The organism is Arminella tubonensis (assembly GCF_003240585.1).
Classification (GTDB): domain Bacteria; phylum Pseudomonadota; class Alphaproteobacteria; order Rhizobiales; family Rhizobiaceae; genus Rhizobium; species Rhizobium tubonense.
In genome coordinates this window covers 18622-37713 of sequence record NZ_PCDP01000076.1, presented here as the reverse complement: position 1 = coordinate 37713, position 19092 = coordinate 18622, and the positions used below count along the sequence as shown (strand labels likewise).

The window sequence follows — 19092 nt, the reverse complement described above, 5'->3', positions numbered from 1 at the left end:
TTGAATTATGGCGTGACGCCAACAGCTTCATGCTCAGCTTCCTCATTCCAAAGTGATGGCGATCGCCCAACTACAGCGAGGATGGCGTTTTGGCGGTTCAGTCACTAGCGGCGCTAGATCAGCTTGTTTGATGAGGGAGAGCGTTGGGCTAAGGTGTATGCAAGCGCTTCAAAGGTTCAGGGAATAGACAGGGCTTAGATACATTGTTTCAATCGGCACTACGCTCGCTGCCAGTCGTGCATACGCCCTCACACTAGGGTAGATTTTTGGTTTTGAAATGTGGAGGTCGGGCAGAACATTGCCGCTTTGAAGTGCAATAATCGCATGTGGAACCCTACGCTCGATCGACATTCTTAGGCCGGACTTTGTTGTCTATTAATCTCATCCACATTTTTGCGAAGAAATGCTAGATGCATATGCTACCCAGACTTGCGTTTGACTTGGGGGAATTTATGACGAGCGACCAATTAGCCATCGGAATGAATTTTGGACTCCCAACCATCGCCGTCCTCTTGCTGGTCTTCGTATATATTGCTGTGAGGGAGAACCAAAAACGCCGTCGCTTGGAGCGGACGCTCCAGGAAACGTCGTCGGCGCTCGCCGAAAGTCGCGCCGCAGCAGCGCAAGCGGCGAAAATGGGTCAACAATTCGAGGGAGAGCGAAACGCACTTGCTGCCGGTCTGGTTGAACTCGAAGAACGTTTCCAGCCGGTTGTCGACTTGGACAAAGAAGCTGCACTGGTCCAGGTTCGGATCGACGAGACGACGGCAGCTCTCTCCGAACTTCGCGCTTCTTATTCGGATAAGAGGACGCTCTACGACCGGCTGCTGAACGAAGTGGCCGTCTTCGATGATCGTCTGGCCTTCGCTGAGATGGGGGTCTACGAGCCTCATTTTGATTATACCGATAGCGAAGCCTTCAAAGAAAGCATTGAAGCCTCCAGAATTATCCAGAAGGGTATGGTTTCCAGCAAGACCGCGGTCGTAAGCCAGATAGCGTGGACACTGGACGGCAGCACCGCCAAAGGTCAGATCATGACCAATCGCAATGTCAAACTGAGCCTCAGGGCTTTTAACAGCGAATGTGACGCCGCCATTGCTAACGCCCGATGGAACAACGTCAACGCGTTGGAGAAGCGCATTGTGAATGCGTTTACGCAGGTCAACAAACTTAACGAGTCCAACCGCATTAACGTAACCGAGTCCTATTTGAAGCTGAAGCTACAAGAACTACATCTGACCCACGAATATAAAGAGAAGATTAAGTCGGAGCGAGACGAACGGGCCGAGCTCGTCCGGGCGCAGAAAGAAGAACAGAAGCTCATTCGTGATATGGAGCGAGCTGAGGAGGATGAAGCCAAATATCAGCGCCTCCTCGACAAGGCGCGTCTCGAGGCTGAAAGAGCAGTCGGTCCGAAACTAGAGGCGTTCAACGCCCAGATAGCGATGCTTGAGCGAGATCTGGCCGACGCTCAAGCCAAGGTAGAGCGAGCACAAGCTATGGCTGAGAAAACGCGGTCGGGTTATGTGTACATCATCTCTAACGTGGGTTCGTTTGGAGAGGATGTTGTAAAAATAGGCCTGACGCGACGACTGGATCCGTCTGATCGGGTTCGAGAGCTTGGCGACGCCAGCGTGCCGTTCATATTTGATACGCACGCCATTATTTACAGCGACAATGCGCCGACGTTGGAGCGGGCCCTACACAATGAATTCGAGGCGGTACGGGTGAACGCGAGAAACTACCGGAAAGAGTTCTTCCGAGCCCGTCTCGACGACGTTGAAGCTGCCGTAAAGCGGTTGGCGCCCGACGCGCCATTCTTCAAAGACATCGAGGCTCAGGACTATCGGGAAACGCTAGCAAAACGAAATGCCGCTCTCGCCAGTTTGGAGTTTGAGCGCGAGATGAGGTTGCCGGTCGCAATATGATGCGCAATCAAGGTGCGATACCTGCTTTAGTTCGATCATAATTTTTGCCCATACGGAAATTATGGATATTGAACCGAAGAACATTCAGGTCGTCGACCGTGAAGTTGGTGCCCGCGTCCGCATACGTCGGAAGCTGATGGGGATGAGCCAGACTTGCAGACCGAATCGGTGTTACGTTCCGGCAAGTCCAAAAATACGAAAAAGGCACCAACCGAATAGGCTCCAGTCGATTCCATCAAATCGCGATGGCGTTGGGTGTGCAGGTGGCAACTCTATTTGGCGACGACGATGGAACTGCCCTAACTAGCTCTGGTAAGTTTGGGTCAGAAGATTTTGCCATTTCCAAAGAAGGCATCTATCTGAACAAGGCGTTCCTGAAGATCAAAGATGCTGGTGTCCGCAGTGCGGTTATCGGGCTCCTGGTGGCGCTTGGCAAAGCCTCCTAGCGGCAATCACAAACCAGTTTGTCCGCCAGCGCTATAGGCTTAGCGCTCTATTTCGTGGAGAAGCCACATGCCTACCCGTCCGCATCCCCGCTATCAGCGCCGCCATAAATATCGAGCAGCAGCTCCGGATTGGACCCCTCGCCGCGGAGCTCTTCAAGAACCTGTTCAAGGATACGGCCGTATTTTGCCAGCGGCCTAGCCCGATCCCTTTGCCGCAGATCTAGGATCGTTTTTTCGACACTCTTCACCAATACATCAGCTACAGGATCTTGGCCCTCCACCAGCGCGAATGGCTCAACGACGCGCCATCGTAGTAAACCGACCAGAAGCATCGGGGCGTACTGGAAACGAGTGTAAGTTGAGCCGAGATTATCCTTGAACTCAAAAAGCGCTCGTTTAGCTATCCGCTCCACGTCTTTGCGGGTCAAAAGTCGAGGAGCAGTTTCCGACCGCGACAGAAGAAACGCCATTGCGGCCGTTTCCTTCTGCCACTTCCATTCATCAATTGGCTTCCCGAGCACTTTATGGATAGCCTGGAGCTCGAAGTTCCGATCGCTGGCGATACGTCCGAGCCCCTGGTAAGCGAGCTTCCAGTGTGGGCCTTGGCGGAAGATCGGATGTCCCCGGACTTCCTTGTCCCACGCTTCGAGCAACCAACCCGACACCTCGGCAGGGCACCGTCGAAATTGCCAGGTCAGAAAGCGTATAGATTGCGTGCCTGTTCCCCTGCCCTGCAACCCCTGCCGGACGTCCTCGAGTGCTCTCTCAACAAGGCGGTCAAGCCGAGAGACGGATGTCGCATCCACTTCAGATGGTATCAATCCTTCACTCGAAATCGCGCACTTCCCGCCTGGGCGAGCAGCGAGCCGGTTTGCCAACGACATCCAATCGACAACGGCACGATCGACGTTCTTTTCTAGTAAAGTAGCAAGCCCGTCGCCACGCGGGCTATCATTCCAAGCGTCGATGCCGCACGCGAGCACTAGACGGCCAGGAATTGTCGGCGCTGGCTTCTTGAAGCCTTCGAGCAATTCGTCCCAATGTTGATCCAGTTCAGTAGCGCCATCCCAGTCAACTTGGAACTGGTGGCCAAGCTTCGGCGAATGGACGAGTATTTTTGCGCGTCCTGAAGCCGGGCTCTGTTCAACCCAAAGCTCAACGGGAGTGGTTTGATCGACTTTGACGCCGATGTTGACCTCGGCCTTGCGTGGATATTCGGCCGTTTCCTTGTTGAGGAAAATTGAAAACCGGTCCTGCCCAGCTTGGATTGCCAAGCGAGCAGGCGTCGGGCTTCTGTACACCTCGCCCGCAGGAAGGGTTTCGTCCGAAGCGACGAGATCGAAATTCTCGGCGCCATCCCGTCGTTGCACGATTGTCGATATCTGCGGCAAAAAATCGAAATATATCGGATCACGTTTGCTAAGCCGTCTCGCGGCGTGCAGCGCTCCTTCAGCCACCGAATTTCCGTTCAGGAGATAGACAGCCCGCCCAGCACTTTTTGAAACGGCCGAATGCAACGCCTCTCTAACGGTTCCTTGCGAAAGGGTCTCCAGCAGGAGAATATCACAACCCAATAGATCGATGCTGAAGCTCGGCGGATCCGAAATATTGCTTATGTTTAGTGACGCTTGCGGATTCAGGATTTCCCAGTCACCGTTGGTCTTCCGAACAACTTCGGGTTGCGCTGAAATGCCAAGAGCGAGGCGACCATTCGCACGCGCCCAATTCAGATGATCAGTCCGATCGTTAGAAGATGCGGCGACCACTGCCTCTCTCGCACGCTCCGCCAAGCTGTGGTAACCCCACTCCGATTTGACCAACTTTCCAACTGATTTTCGCTCGGGCGCTAATACTGTGTCGCCATAGTTCCGTTCGCGCCGGATACGAAGCCGCTGAATGGTGAGACCGTCTGCTACGTGGGAGATCACTCCCACGATTTGCCCCTCAGCAATAGTGCCATCCTCGATGGCGGAGAGGGTCGCGAGGACCGATCTCCAAACCAGAAGCGGCGTTGCAATCTTGGCCTTTCGCAAAGCGGTCAGAAGACGCTCTTGGAGCAACTCGCTGGTATCCGCATGGTCATCCAAGCTGGCGATCCCGAATCCTGCCAACGTCGACATTCCCTTCAATGCCGCCGTCAGATGCACGACCGCCGGATTGCCGGTCAACAGATCGGCTATCCTAAAGCGTTTTTCCGAGGACCCGATCGTTCCCCAACCTGCGCCAAGTCCGTGGGGTGCAATCGTAGCCTGGGCGCCGCCAACAAGACCTTCGTCTGCCTTTGCACCCGTCTGGACCACGACGCCGAAAATGCCGCCCTCGACGATCGCCAAGGGTACCTCTTTTTCATCACCATCAGGAAGAATAACCCAGTTCCGGGCTGCGGTGTCCCGCCATCCGTTAAGATCGTAGCCACAGAGCTTCTTCATGGTGTGTTCGCGTAGATTTCACTGCGAGCGAACGTCCGGATAGCGTCTAGTCCCTTCCGCAATCCATCGCCGGAAGCCTCAAGCGCAATCCCGTCAACTCGTGTTCTGGCTCCACGTGCTAGGCAGGATTCGAATATCCCGTGTGATGGCGTAAGGATCAGGCCGTTTCGCAAGACCTCTGTCTGAGTGAAAGACTGGATCTCAAGCAGGCGCTCGTTCGCCCGCATGACCGCATCTCCGAGGTCCAGCCGAGTCATCGAGTGAGGAGTCCAAACTGCGACGCGTCGCGGCAAACCTCCCTTGTTGATGTCCGATATTCGCAATGAAACATGCGCACGGCTCAGGGCAAGCAACCGGCCCGGAGTTTCCGGTCGAGACTGCACCTCAACGATGCGGCCGATATCTTTCAGCCAAAATACCGCAATTGGACGATCCTGCTCAAACCATCGGCCAACGGAAGCTTCGGAGCGCCAGACAATAGGCGACTGAGCAACGAGCTCTGCTTCTTCTAATTCACTCAATGCAAGCACAACGGCGAGAACCGAAAAGTCTGTCCATGTCTCCGCTTGCCATGCCCACAGGTCGTCGAGGACCTTGTCCTCCTCAAGGAGACGGCGCCACGCTTCATAGATGGCGTTGTAACTGTGATCCTGCATGAGGACGTAATTCGGGATAACTCCCGCCTCCGCGGTACTGACCTCGAGATCTGCCAGCATTTGGGCAAAGGTTTTACAAAAGCGCCCGAAATGCTCAACTTGCGCGTAGCGGCGGCTGGTCTTGGCACGCGGATGCTCCTGCATCCATTCGCGAGCAACTTGGAATGCTAGCTTACAATAGGAGTGAAGTACCCTGTTCTCCGGGGTGTCGAAGTTTTCACGTCGAACCGTTGCCAAGATACGTTGGCTCGTCCCCGCCCTCTCCGCGGTGGTCCGTCCAGGCTGGCGAACCAGCCATCGCATAGAAGCGCGATCCATTTCCTGAACGCGATCAAGGGAGGTCAGCTCACGCGTGCGGCGGAGAACGCGTCTAATCCTTGGCTCCAAAGCTTTTAGCTGGGGAAGCACGTCCTGCGCCTGGCGAACGATCTCGGCCATTCGCGGGTCTTCTTCATTTTCTGCACGCTCCCAGGATTCGCGCAGCCGTGGCCAAAGGTGAAGCGGATCGTCAAGCGCTTCTCCAAGCTCTTGTACTCTTGCGAGTACCTCGTTCATTCGGCGGAGAAGTTCCCTCGCCGCCAGCTCTTCAGATGTCTCATGCTCCTTCACGCCACGGGGACGGACTGGAAATCCAATCCGATCTGGGCGCTGAGCATTTGCCGTCTTTGGATAGGGATGAAGGATGAACTCGATCGGTCCATCGTTTAGGTGAGCCGACATGAGCCGTACGTGGCCGCCGTTTTTGGGGGCCTCGCCGCGAACCTCGCTGACCAAGCAATCACTCGGTCCGAAGCTCGCGTTGGCAATAGCTCTGCGGTCCCATGGCCTACCGAGATGGAGCATTACCGCGCGACCCCATTCCAAACGAACTGTCCAGAGCCCTCCTTCGCCGAACGGATCGAATCTTCGATGGCCTTCGCAAGGTGATCATCTTGCAACTTTTCACCTACGAAGCTCATCAGTTCGGAAAACGCATGATCATTGCCATCCTCGACCTCGATACCGCGAAGCTTCGGCAACAGACGCATCTCGACTTGATCAGCAAGTGGCACGCGGAAATCCTGGGCACCTTCAAACCAGGAATAGTTTGCGACATAGGCCTTCATTGCGCGACCGAGACGATGACCGAATGGCCGTTTGAACCCTTTCATCAGACCCACCATACGGTCCACGCTATCGGTGACCAGACGATCGTTCTCAACGGTAGATACTGGGCGCACCCAAGAGCGCCAACGATCTGCTGACAAGGACTCAGGTTCCGCGATATTGCCATTCTGAGGCGTCGTACGTATGGTTTTCGGCGCGGAGAAACGCAGAACATTGGCGCGGTCGACGACCTTGTCAGACAGGGACTGCGTGCTCTCGTCCTCGTTCATCGTTCCTGCGAACAGCAGATTGTATCCCGGGAAGATACGTGGAGCGTCCATGCCACGCGGCATTGGAATTTCAAGCTCGATTTCAGCATCTTTCCTCAAGGACTTGTCACTAACATTGTTGAACGGCGGTCTGCTCTCGAGTCGGCTCAGGAAGTCAGAGAAGTAATATTCGACGCGTGCGAGGTTCATTTCGTCCAAGAGGATCATCAGCATCTGATCCGCGAACTCGGTCTTCGGATTGTTGAGAACATCAAGGTTGTATAGAGCTCGCGCCATATCAGTCGGGCGATATCGCTTTTCGATGTAGTTATAGAAGCCCATCAGATCTTGTGGGCTGTCCCAACGAGGCTGGACTGGTACCTGCAGGAAGCCGATGCCCATACCGGCAGCATACTGTCGTGGGAGCTGACTTTTGCCTGTACCCGAGATCCCAGCAAGAACTGCCATCTGGGTCGTGTCGTTGGTTTTCATGGCCGTATGGAAGGCGTAGACGATACGACGATCATAGTGCAGCCCACTCTGATCCAATCGCTGTAGAACGCGCTTAATCGCATCGCCCTCGTTTTCAGCAGCCCGATGTGTCCAGCCACGCATATGGACCAGCACCGGCGGCACGGAGGTCAACTCCTTAAGGCGCTCCGCCACGGCTTCCTCGCGGCTAGGAGCATCCTTGCCTCCTTCTTCGGCGACAGTGTCCTCCATCCGCGCGAGCTGCGCCATAAGGGAGGAACGGCGGTCTTCCAGGGTCGTGATCGCACTCTCTACCGAGCGCGACCGCTCCTCCGCGGCGGCAATCCTTGCTGCTGTTTGAGTAAAATCGGAGTGCGCGGTTGCGGTCGCCTGGCGCTCTGCAGTGAGATTTTCCCTGACCTGGGCAAGTTCCGCTGACGCTGCTTGCTGAAGCCCCTCCGTCCGCGCAATATCGCGGCCTAACTCGTGGGATAGTGCCTCGAGTCGTTGAACGCGCTCTTGAGCTTCGCTGAGTTCCGTCGCTTCTGATCGCATCTCGGCAATCTTAGCCTCAAGGGCGGCCTGCTCTCGTTTCATCTCGTCGTTGAGCGCAAACAGGCGTTCTGCTGCAGCAAGGCGATCGTGTACGGCATCGAGATCAGCGCGAGCCGAGGCAAGCTCTGCATCGATCGCTTGTTTATGGATGATCTCAGCCTCGATCTCCTCCCGCAGCGCCCGAATTTCATTCCGACGTTCGTCCTTTTGAAGCCACTCGGCGTTCAGTTCGTCTAGCTGACGTTTGGTGGCGTCATAGTCGGCTTGCACATCAGCAATGTTTGCGAGAGCCTTTCGTCGCTCTCCGAGTTCGTTGTCGATATCGCTCAGCGCCATGCGCTTATCGTCGAGCGCGGTCTGTAGAGATTCCAAAGATCGCATGGGGCCTGCTGCGGTCACCGCGCGATCGTGGAGGATCGCAAAGCCAGTTTGTACCGCGATCAAAGAGAGAACGGCCAGCGCGGCGAAAAGGAGGATCAAGATATTTCCGGTCAGCATATCGAGACTTTCATATTAAGGCTTATCGGGCTGGGTCGTCGCGCTCGGCTGGCTATCTGCCGTTGACTGGACGAGTCCTTGCTGCACGGGCGTTGACTGGAGGGGTACTGGCTGGACGGGTGCGGCTTTGATGGGCTCAGCCTGCTTAGCCTCGGACAAGGACGCGATCTCCTGAACCAGTGCCCCTTTTCGACCATTCAGATCCGCCAGCTCAGCCTTTATCGAATTCAGGTCGCTCTGCCTGAGCTCAAGCTCTTTCGCTAACTCCATATGGCGGCTCGTGAGTTCAGCAACTACTTTATCAAGTGCAATCTTCTCTGAAGCCGTTCGATCGGTGTCAGCTTTGTCGATGGCAGTTTTGGCCTTTGCGGCCTGCAAACCCGCTAACTCAGTCTTAACTGAATCCCGCTGGGTTGAAATGGTCGCGAACTCCGCCTGCATGTCACTCAGTTGAGCTTTTAGGACAGGTAACGCCTTCTCAGCTTCTGCGACGGCGTCCTGCGCAGCTTTACCTCTGCCTTCCGCCGTCGCGACCTCCCCTCGAGTACGTTCTGCCGCGGAGGTCAGGCTTTCCAAATCTCCGGTCAAAGATGCCTTCTTAGTCTCAAGAGCACTGACCTCCTTGGCAAGGTCAGCCCGGTTGCTCTCCAGCTGCGTCGCGTCGGCTACTGTTTTAGCGGTGGCAAGTTTAGCCTTCGCGGCCTGTTCCTGCAGCTTTGCGATGTCGTCATTAATGTCTTGTGACGCGCGTTGCTTTTCAGCCAGATCTTTCGTCATTTTGGTGATCTGACCAGCCAAGGTCGTTTGACGTGCGTCGAGATCCGCAACTTTGCGTTGCTTTTCGTCGAGATCGTCGATCTGGCTATTCAGCCTGGCGATCTCCGCCTCCTTATCGTGACGGGTCTTCTCTAGGGCTGTCAACGCGTCAACCGCGGCACGCTTTTGGTCTTCTGCCTGCGCGACGTCGTCGTTCGTTTGGTCGAACTTGGACTGATTGGCAACGATCCTCTTGTTCAGATCGACGCTTTGCGACTGTAGGCTCGCTAGAGATTTTCCTGCAAGTGCCGCCGCAGCGATCGTGTCGGCAGCGGCCTTGGCTTGCGCCTCGCCCGCCCGAAGCTTGTCCGCCCCGTCGGACAGTGATGCGGTTTGCTGTTTGACCTCCGCACCAAGACGATCCCGTTCTGCAGTCAGGTTTGAGATGGTTTTGCGAATGCCATCAGCGTCGACGCTATGCTGGGAGATTTCCGACAGAATAGAATCTCGTCGACCAAGCGCTTCCACGCGTTCGTTATTGAAGCGCTGGATGTCCGATCTCATCGTACCGTATTCACGCTCCAAAGCGTCAACCTGGACAAGTGTGACGCCTATCGCGGCGGCCGAAAGTAGGCCGAGGGTCAAAGCGATGTAGGTAAATCGCCGCGATTTACGAAAGTTGTTCTGCGACGCGTTCAATGCATTTCTCCAAGTCTTTTTCCAGTTCGTCCACCCAAAAGCGCTGGACCTTCCAGCCAAGGGACTTCAATTGATGATCACGCCAATAATCGGCGAGCTTCCTTTTTCCGTCCGTGTCCGCATGCCAGTGGCGACCGTCGACCTCCAGATCGAGCTTGATGTCGCCGCTTCCGAACAGCGCGAAATCAAGACGACGTCCCGCAATTTCGAACTGTGGAATTGGGTTGAGACCGCGCTTTCTGAGCGCTGCATCAACGATCCGCTCCCAATTACTGTCAAAGGTGCCCTCGCCCACGCGCCCCTTCGGCTCCGTCGCTGCGGCGGCCAGTCGTTGCAGGCTTCCAACTTTACCCGACCTCGCATACGCAAGGTCGCCGAATACATAAGCGACCGCTCTTGCCCGGCTGATCGCAACATTGAGGCGGCGCCAGTCCCTTTGCACGAACGTGACCGCACTTGTGGCGCTGGAATACCCCAAACAAGGAGAGAACAGAATAAGGTCCCTCTCCTGCCCCTGGAAGCTATCAACGGTTCCAACACGAAGCTCCGCCTTTTCGCGAAGCTCCTTTCCTATCTCTGCATAGATCACCTGTTCCAGAGCGTGAACTTGCGGTCTAAATGGGGCAATTACCCCAATCGATCCGGTATATGCCTGCTCATCAAGGAGCAGTCGTAGGTGTTTTGTGATCGCCGCGACCTCCGCACTGTTTACATTCGCGACCATTGGCGCGGTGGGCGAAGGGACGTCGTTCCATGCAATCCCGGGCTTCGACCCTTCCGGAACCTTCAACTTGTTTTGGTCCCCTGCTACGCGCAGTTGGCCACCGTAGAAGTGCTCATTAATGTAGCCGACGATATCGGCGGCGGAGCGGTATTGGTCTCGGAGCATGACCTTCGCCGCGCCCGGTGTGAGGTCTGCGAGATCGAAGAGTGATCGGCGACTCTGAGCGAAACGACCCATTTTGGATATTGGCAAGTCTTGCGCCTGCATTAGGTTGCGGTCGTGCGCGATCCCCAATTGGCTGATGAAAGACAGCTGTCGATTATCTCCCACGACGACGGCGCGTTTGGCGCGAGCGAAGATCGGGAGCGCAGAGGCGATATCGCATTGGCTTGCCTCGTCGAAAATCGCAAGATCAAACAAGCTCTCAGAAAGAGGCACCCGCCGTGCGGCTCCAAGGACGGAAACTAACCAAAGTGGGCGGTGGCCTACGACGTCTGCAGCGAGCGACTGGGGCAATGGACCCGAGCTTTGAGCAAGTTCGAGGTTGGCGAGTTCTTCACCCAGGCGCCGCCGATCGACTTCAGAAAGGTTGACTTTAGACGCAAGCACTTTCGGCAATAGCTCCCGAGCCAGTTCACCAATCTCAAAGGTAATCTCGACCGGATCGCCCTTGACTTCGATTCTTGCCAGTTCCGAACGCAGGTGGCTCAACCGCAGCTTCAATGTAGCGACTGTCGCAATGTCACCGACTACCTCGTTTGAGACCGTCTGTTTTTTTCGAAATCCGATGGCGCGAAACAAGGCATCAATCAGTCGGCTCAAGAAGGTCCCTGGCGTCGAAACGATCGGCAATTCGGGTTCAGCAACGGCGCCTTGCTGAGCTTCGATCCGTTCCAATAGCTCAGCGATGGCGCTGTGGAGCCGCGACTGCTCGTCGATTTGATCAAGGATTCGGGTCCGGTTTTGTGCAAGTGAGGACAGCTTTGACCGGACAACGAGATCGGGATCGGCAGCCCCTTTGGTGGGCTCACTGACCAATAGCCCGAGTATCTGATCAAACGATTGATCGATATCGCGTGCTGGATCCAGCGTCCTGACCAGAAACGGAGACTGAGGTGCGATGCCGCCAAGGCGGCTTTCTACAGCATCTAGTGCCTGATGGTTCTTTGATGCCACAAGCACACTGCCACCGTCGGCTAACACCGATGCTGCAATCGACACGATCGCCTGACTTTTGCCTGTGCCGGGGGGACCTGTCACCACGGTAAGGGGCGCGGCAAGAGAATGCCGCACGGCATCGATCTGTTCCTTGTTCAAATCGCCGGTGTTGATAACCGGGGTTGCCCTCACGGTCGCTGGCGACTTCAAGCCAAGGATCGGCGCAAGCGCTGTTAACGCAAGCCTTTCTGGAGCCCACGTAGCGATTGTATCAAGGTCGCGTACAGCCCCAGCCGTGAAAGTGCTGTCAGTCGGTAGGAAGAGAGCGGCGATATCATAGATACCAGCGGTCGCCGGATCGAGCTCGATTCGCATCTGTTGCCCAGAGATACTTCCACGGAAAGCGCCAGCAACAGCTTCCTTCAACCTCGATAGGAAGTCATCGCGGCGAAAGCCTAAGCCCTCCGCCTGCGTGAACACCTCTCGAAGACCAGATTCGTTCCAATTAGCACCCCGAGCAGATCCCTTGATCCAATCTGGGTTTACGACAATGTCGTCAGTGTCGATCGAAATCTCAAGATGCGCGGTGCTTCGTGTCCATTCAGCACTGATGAGCCCCACCGGCCAAACGACAGGCACTCCTTGCTTTTTCCCAATCGCTATCGGCCAGCCGACCGCAAGGGTTTGCTCGTTGGCCTCGCGCTTAACCAGCGCTTTTCGAAATTCGTCTGGCAAGTCTTCAAGTACGATCGAAATCGTAAGGATCTGCCCATCTTCTGGCGTCAGTGGTCCCATTCCGGTGAACAACTGCCACTGCACGGCATGTCGATCGTCGACTTGAGAAATGGCTCCACGTGGATCTGATCTCAGCGCAGAACGATAGTAACGCAATAGTGCGTTTGGGTCGAAATTGATGGCCGCCTCGGTCGCATCAACTTCGATCGCTTTTGCCGGTGAACTCTTAAAGGTCGCGTGAACTGGCAGCAGCAGTTTGTCATCCGCTTTGACATCGTCGGCTCCATTAACCGGCGACACCTGGATCGCTTGATTTCGAGCAGTGGCAATTGGGCGCCATCTGCCATCCCGGCCCTTGCTAACCTTGCCTGATGCGCTAAGGGCAGAGAGCTCCGCGTAGATCTCCGTGCGCCTGCGAGGATCAAAATCGACGTCGAGCAACGCAAAAAGTTCGTTAGTCGTCCGCCCTGTCGGAAAGGCCGATATTGTCCGCAACAGTACCGACATTGAATGTTATTGCCCCAACCGCGTGTTGATACGCAGCACATCGAAATGAAAAGTCCCCATACTCGAAATTGCAATTACGGTGACCTGTGTCAACTGGCTGCAACTCCAAATACCCAACCTTTTTTGGCCAGGCCGCCTTTCGCCAAGGAAATCAGATGGAGCGTGCTTTTCTCGTCACGGCTCGAACCCAACGCATCACGGACAGCGTCCTTGCTTTCTTCGGCGTGCAATTCTCGGCGCACGGCACGACATAGTGCCGGTAGGGGGCGCCAGAATTCCGAAGTCGCCGTGCACGAATGATAACAAATGAAGCGCGGGGCCACGGCGATCGATGAACAGATGGCAGGGTTTCCATCCACGCAACGAGCCAACCGATACGAAATCCCGGAGTGCTACTATTTCTATAGATTCCGCTTTTCGGAGCTACCGTAACCATTTGTTTTTGCAAGGCATCGTCAGGGTTGAATCGACCAATCCACTAACTTTTGAACGCGATCCACTAACTTCTCACACAAATTCGTTGACGTAAGTCGGAGCGCGATATTACGGAATTGGAAATAGTTTTCGGGAATCGTTTGGCGGAATGGGCAACCGCTTGGGGCGGAAGGTAAGCAACGATGGCGCTAGAGCCGGAAGCGGCTGTCACTCCATCAGACAGCAAGTTGCAAGCAGTGCGCGGACTCAGGATTGTCCGGGAGAATCGGCCAATGCTCCGAATTATTCGGAACACCCGAACTATCGACACCCAAACTTTGTCCGGGTTGGCCGAACAATATTTTCGAATATTGCTGCCTTATTCGGAATTTCCGAACCGCCAGGTATGCGGCCTGAATGGTAGGTCTCGGAGTGCGACGCCGCGGGTATCGTTGGTGGACACTTCCTGCCCCTCAAAATAAAAATGGGTCTGCGGAACATGAATAGCTGTCAGCCGACTGTCTTGGAGGAGTGAGCAAAACAACTATCCCGGGAGTTTACATCATAGACCGTTCGGTAACTTTCGGCGCCCTCACGAGTTTGCGTGTCCAGCACCGACCAATGGATTTTCTCGTTGGCGTCTCGTCGTCTTCTGCTGCAGGTGACAGCGATATGAATTCGGCGAGAACGGGAGGTGGGTCGTGGCCGCCGATTGTTAAAAGTTGCGCTGACCGCTTCTGCGGCCGATGCTCGTTTTTCTCCACTATAGATTTTGCTGCGATCAGATGTTTCTATTGCCATAAGGATCAACGTGTTGTTGAAATCTAGAGCTGTGGGGCAAGAATGAGTACGGGATGGGGAACTCGGTATGCATGCAAGCGAACTGTCATGGAATTTTAGACGCCTGCTGGCGATAAAGGGCGCATCGGATTGCAAGTGCTGAGCGTGACGAGCGAGAATGCCTTCATCCAAGAACCGGTAACGCTTTCTTACGAGGCCGATCTGCTGGGAAACATCCAGCAAGCGCTAGCAGGACTTCAAGGACTGGGGGTTATGGCGCTGGAGCTTATCCAGAATGCCGATGATGCCGGTGCGGCGCACCTTAGTTTCGACGTAACGGACTCAAGCCTTTTTGTTCGTAACAGCGGGCAGTTCTCAACATGTGGCCTGGCCAATCCCCGATGTCCGTGGGAGAGAGACGGCAATCCCAGCGGAGCGAAACGCTCGTGCAATTTTCACGCTATTTCGCGCATGGGAAGCCGAAATAAGATCCAAGTGTCTTCACAGATCGGCCGATTTGGTATCGGTTTCGTATCAGTCTATCAAATTACCGACTCCCCTGTGATCCGTTCCACGGGCGTGGAGATGCAACTGATTCCTATCGATGGAACCGGTATTACCCGCACTATCGCCCAGGTCCCAGGAACGGAGTTTGAATTGCGCTGGGCATTGACCCAGTCGGATACTCGGAAGGCGCTGAATGCGTCCCCTGCTCCATCCAATGTGGTTCCGTTGGCTGTGGAAGCAATTGGCGAGGTAATGAAGAACGGGCTGTTCTTTCTGCGAAATTTGAAGACGATCGATCTCTCCAATGAGGGGACCTTAATTCGCTCTGTGTCGATCACTCGCGACGCAGGAATTGTCACTTTGGATTTCTCACCCGATAACCAAATAGAGCGGTGGAAACTGTTCACGCACGATGCGTCAAACCTTGCTGCCGAACGAGGTATTTTCAAGGACTTTCCGACGCTTGGGGAACTCGATCGTTCTCCCGTGGTCAACGTTGCATTGCCTTTGCATGACGCTCCCATCGATGGGTTGCTCTACGCCTATCTGCCGACAGAGCAAACCTCAGGAATGCCTTTTCACATAAACGCAGATTTCTTTCCGCATCCGACCCGCCGGATGATTACTCTTACGGGCGAACAGCATGAGCGGTATTGGAATGAGCTTCTACTCGACACCGCAGCGACGACGATGGCCGAAAATTTCGAGGAAATCCGTGAGCTCCTTGGTGTCCAACGTCTATGGGCGTTAGTCGCTTCAGCTTTTGCCCGGAAAGATCAGACGTCGTTCGAGGCTTTCTGGATTGAATTAAAGACAGCGGCAGCGGCGTCGGCTTCCGTTCGAACCGTAGATGGACGCCTCTGTTTACCGGGCGATTGCTACTTGCCGGAGCAGCTTTCGCATGAGGATCAGGCAGCGATTGCGTCACTCGGAACGCCGCTAATTCATGACGAACTTCGGACCTATTGGTCCGTCCTTCAAGCATTGGGCGCCAGCCCGCTTCGACTGCCAGTCGTGGTTGCGACTTTGGAATCTGCCCACACGACGGGCTTGATACCTACCGACGTGTCAAATCTCGGGAGCCTCTGGAACGCTGTAGACACCATCCTGAAAAACTCGAAAACGAGACAGGATTTGCCACAGCTTTCCAAACGGCTGAGGTCGGTGCCTTTTATCCTGGATCAAGAAGGTACTCCAACCTGTATTGCAAACGTCTGGCGAACTGAGGGCGCAGTCTCAGCAGCGCTTATCGGTAGGTTTGTGCCTGATTGCCCGTTCGCAAACAGAGATCTCCTCGCGCGTTCCACGTTATCCGAGGAAGTGGATGTCTATGGCTTAGAAGAGTTCGCGGGGGATGTTGCTTCCGCAATTTCCGATAATGCGGCGGCGCTCGCAATCATCGGAGCTGACGCTGGCGATGTGCGCAGCTTCTACGAGCTCTTAACGTCGTTCAACATTCCTGCGGCGCTGACTATTAGGAAAACACTGGCCGGAGTTCCGTTTTTGAGGACAAGAACCGGGTTTGTCACGCCATCTCGGGGACAGATGCCAGGCGGCTTCGTAGATCCGATTGGTCATTTCGAGTTAATCGATACTGAGCTTATGACTGAAAGCATGCGATCTTTTGCGCGTGAGACGCTGAGAGTCGATGTCCTGAGTTTTCAGGAATATGTCGAGAAGCACCTTGAAGGTATTTTGAAAGCTGGACCGAGCCGCGAGCAGTACGTCTTGCTACTTTCCGAAATTCTCAAACACCAAGCAGATTTAAGCGTGGATGGCGGTCTTGACGCCCTCAGAGATCGTGCGTTCATCCGCACACGTGCCGGGACATTCGCTCGACCTTCCGATTGCTATTACTGGACGGCGCCACTTGACGCGTTGCTGGGAGCAGATCCTGCCTATTGGGTCGATGATGAATGGATGCCGCTAGGACGCCTATCGGGTCGGTTTCAAGATCTTTTGGAAGATCGCTTAGGAATGCGTCGTTTGCTTTCCGCGACGCACATCGTGGCACGTATCGAAGCCATCGCAACGAGCCAACCAATAGATACAATTGCAACCCAGACGCAGCCCATCGTACGTCACATTCTTGAGCGCTTTGCCAGGTTGTCGCCAACCGACAAGCTGACCTTGGAAAAACTAAGGAGCATCAGTTGGCTTCCGGGGTCGATAAATGGTGAGCGTGTGCAAGGGCAAAGATACTCACCGATTGGGCTCTACCGTGCCTTCCGTGCTCCTGGCTTTGCCTCGCAGGTTGCAATTGTGGACCTCCCCGCCCTTCGTGGTGGTGCACAACAAGGTAGAACTCTGATCGACTTTCTGGATTTTATCGGTCTGAAAGATGAGCCACCCACCGAAAAAATTGTCGCCCATCTCGAATATTGCATGGAGCACGAAGTTGCGGCGTCGGAACTGGTTTACGCCTTGCTTAGCGAACGGTCCGATGGACCCGATTCTTTATCTATCGATCGCTTAGTTGGCACCGCCTACATCTATGATCCCGAGTTGAAGCGCTATCTACGTAGTGACCAGGTATTCTGGTTGCCAACGTATTTTCAAGGATACTGGCATGCGCCAAGCTCTCGGATGCGCCAACGCGAGCGTCTGTACAGGAGGCTAGGAGTTGAGGATGCTCCCTCGGCGCGTAATTACGCAGCCCTTCTGTCGGAACTTTCAGCTAAGGCCGAGATATCAAGCCAGGACGCTCTGGTGCACGGACAGTGCCTGGCGTGGCTAGCGAACGCCCTTGATCGGGAAGATCCCGACGTACACCAGGCGTTGAAGACGCTCAGAAACGAACCGATGCTCATCAATCTTTTGGGTGGGCAAACTTTTGCAGATGAAGCAGCTTGGCTGGACTCACCGGTGCTCGCAGAGCCGTTTGGGAGCGAATTAAATCAACGCCTTGTTTCTCCGCCTCAGGTATCGCGCCTTGCTGCCGCTAGATTTTTTCGGGAACTCGGCGTCGTACGGCTATCCGATATCGCGCGAGAAGCGCTTAGCGAAGTGCCGAACAGCCGCGTCAATATTATCGCTACGGGACTCTTAAAGGAGCGCAGCGATCTTCTGTTGTGGCTTGGACCCAGCGCTGAGTTTCGTGAGAGATTGGGCGATATTCTTTCAAGCGTGAAGATCCACAATACCGAAACGCTTCAAGTCCACGTCGAGATAACTGAATTTGATCCACCGGTCCGGTCGCCTGCGAGTCCTGCGGCCGCCTTTTATGCTACGGAATCCTCAATCCTCTATGTTCGCAGCTCGTTTGGGGATCAGATTGATTGGCCAGCGGCCTTTCGAGCGCTTTTCGCACCTCTCGAACAACTTTCGTTTGGCGTCGATATGCCCCCTGTAATCATGACCGCCGCCTACGTGACTTCATTCGGAACGTGGCAGGATGCAGAGCGGTCTCTCCGGAATTCAAACTACCAAGAGCCCGAGGGAACGCACCAACCTATGCCGTTGACGGATGCGCTGACTGATGCAGATGAGGAGCTTGCAATATATGAGACCTTTGCCGAGGACGCACCACCCGAAAACGCTCCGCCGGTCGAGGCAGAAGAAAAGTCTGAGATCTCCTCCGATGCGGAAATTGTAATGGACGCCCTTGATCGAGAGGGAGCTTTTGGAAACCTCTCGGCGAAAACCACCGCAGAGGCCCCAGCCGAAAATGCCAATGATGACGACGAACCCTTTAAGTCTAAAAGTGATGACGGTATCTTCGGTCGTACTGAGATCGGTGTAACTGCGATCAAGCAGCAAGGCACCTTGTTCGGATCGGGCGGCAATAGTAACGGGTGGATCCCCAATTCCTCGCGGCGGCCATCGCCCACAGGTACAGAAAGACAAGAGCGCAAATCTCGAATGCTCTCATATGTCAATGCTGCTGCTCGGGAGGACGCACCAGCCTTTGACCAGATGCCGTCTAATGATTTATCCGATAGAATTGATGCAGCAGCGATCGAGGCCGTCCTAAAATATGAGCGCCAATGTGGCCGCAATCCGGTCGAGCAATCTCATAACAATCCAGGATTCGACATTATTTCCACCTCGGTCGAAGGCCCCACTCGGCGCCTAATTGAGGTCAAAGGATTGGAAGGTGCTTGGAACGAACGTGGTGTAAAACTATCGCACGTACAGTTTGCGATGGCGCAGCAATACCCCGGAGAATATTGGGTTTACGTGGTCGAGTTCTCACGCGATATCCAAAAGCATCAGGTCAGTGCGATAGCCAACCCCTTTTCAAAGGTCCTTGAATACTGGTTCGACCATGGATGGAGAGGCGTTACTGAGGAGCTTGCCTCGACCGCCGACCTAAACCTAAGAATCGGCGCCAGGGTTAAGCATGCGATCTGGCAGATCGGGACCATCGAGAAAATTGAAAAGCGTGGAAGTGTGACGTCGGTTGTCGTGAACTTTGGATTCCAGGGGAGAAAGTTCCTGCCTTACTCAACCGCGCTAGAATTTGTAGACTGAA

8 protein-coding genes and 1 pseudogene are annotated in these 19092 nt (G+C 54.8%); 4 read left to right on the top strand and 5 right to left on the bottom strand.

The window, feature by feature from the left end; translation table 11 throughout:
• The first annotated feature begins 452 nt into the window (after nucleotides 1–452).
• From CPY51_RS29955 to CPY51_RS33655, 3 genes and pseudogenes are all read left to right on the top strand, one after another.
• On the top strand, nucleotides 453–1928 hold the full coding sequence (locus CPY51_RS29955) for an SNIPE associated domain-containing protein (protein ID WP_244598830.1): 1476 nt from the start codon (nucleotides 453–455) through the stop codon (nucleotides 1926–1928).
• A 164-nt stretch (nucleotides 1929–2092) separates the two neighbouring features.
• Nucleotides 2093–2140, top strand: a pseudogene (locus tag CPY51_RS33960) (helix-turn-helix domain-containing protein); the annotation flags it as partial.
• A gap of 33 nt (nucleotides 2141–2173) precedes the next feature.
• Nucleotides 2174–2374 (top strand): hypothetical protein, encoded by a 201-nt coding sequence (locus CPY51_RS33655; RefSeq protein ID WP_244598829.1) that lies wholly within the window; start codon nucleotides 2174–2176, stop codon nucleotides 2372–2374.
• A 71-nt stretch (nucleotides 2375–2445) separates the two neighbouring features.
• Here the strand turns inward: CPY51_RS33655 and CPY51_RS29945 are convergent, their stop codons facing one another.
• The 5 genes from CPY51_RS29945 to CPY51_RS29925 all read right to left on the bottom strand — a co-directional run bounded on the left by CPY51_RS29945 (nucleotide 2446) and on the right by CPY51_RS29925 (nucleotide 12917).
• Nucleotides 2446–4803 (bottom strand): hypothetical protein, encoded by a 2358-nt coding sequence (locus tag CPY51_RS29945; protein ID WP_111164004.1) that lies wholly within the window; start codon nucleotides 4801–4803, stop codon nucleotides 2446–2448.
• Nucleotides 4800–6014 carry a DUF2357 domain-containing protein gene (locus tag CPY51_RS29940; protein WP_244598828.1) on the bottom strand — a complete coding sequence of 405 codons (1215 nt, stop codon included), beginning with the start codon at nucleotides 6012–6014 and terminating at the stop codon, nucleotides 4800–4802. The genes CPY51_RS29945 and CPY51_RS29940 overlap by 4 nt, the downstream gene beginning before the upstream one ends.
• Nucleotides 6015–6301: 287 nt before the next feature.
• On the bottom strand, nucleotides 6302–8338 hold the full coding sequence (locus tag CPY51_RS29935; protein WP_195909652.1) for a chromosome segregation ATPase-like protein: 2037 nt from the start codon (nucleotides 8336–8338) through the stop codon (nucleotides 6302–6304).
• Between the two features lie 15 nt (nucleotides 8339–8353).
• The gene (locus CPY51_RS29930; protein WP_111164002.1) at nucleotides 8354–9793 is read right to left on the bottom strand and encodes a hypothetical protein; all 1440 of its coding nucleotides are present in this window, start codon (nucleotides 9791–9793) and stop codon (nucleotides 8354–8356) included.
• Complete coding sequence (locus CPY51_RS29925; protein ID WP_111164001.1) at nucleotides 9765–12917, bottom strand: AAA domain-containing protein; 3153 nt, start codon at nucleotides 12915–12917, stop codon at nucleotides 9765–9767. Before CPY51_RS29925 ends, CPY51_RS29930 begins: the two co-directional genes overlap by 29 nt.
• Before the next feature lie 1350 nt (nucleotides 12918–14267).
• On the opposite strand from CPY51_RS29925, the gene CPY51_RS33650 reads away from it, so the two are divergent.
• Nucleotides 14268–19091 carry a protein NO VEIN domain-containing protein gene (locus CPY51_RS33650; RefSeq protein WP_244598827.1) on the top strand — a complete coding sequence of 1608 codons (4824 nt, stop codon included), beginning with the start codon at nucleotides 14268–14270 and terminating at the stop codon, nucleotides 19089–19091.
• Nucleotide 19092: the final 1 nt, after the last annotated feature.

What these genes read in the sequence shown, in the direction of transcription:
- CPY51_RS29955 (WP_244598830.1), top strand. Translation starts at nt 453, where the DNA reads ATGACGAGCGACCAATTAGCCATCGGAATGAATTTTGGACTCCCAACC.
- CPY51_RS33655 (WP_244598829.1), top strand. Translation starts at nt 2,174, where the DNA reads ATGGCGTTGGGTGTGCAGGTGGCAACTCTATTTGGCGACGACGATGGA.
- CPY51_RS29945 (WP_111164004.1), bottom strand. Translation starts at nt 4,803, where the DNA reads ATGAAGAAGCTCTGTGGCTACGATCTTAACGGATGGCGGGACACCGCA.
- CPY51_RS29940 (WP_244598828.1), bottom strand. Translation starts at nt 6,014, where the DNA reads ATGAACGAGGTACTCGCAAGAGTACAAGAGCTTGGAGAAGCGCTTGAC.
- CPY51_RS29935 (WP_195909652.1), bottom strand. Translation starts at nt 8,338, where the DNA reads ATGCTGACCGGAAATATCTTGATCCTCCTTTTCGCCGCGCTGGCCGTT.
- CPY51_RS29925 (WP_111164001.1), bottom strand. Translation starts at nt 12,917, where the DNA reads ATGTCGGTACTGTTGCGGACAATATCGGCCTTTCCGACAGGGCGGACG.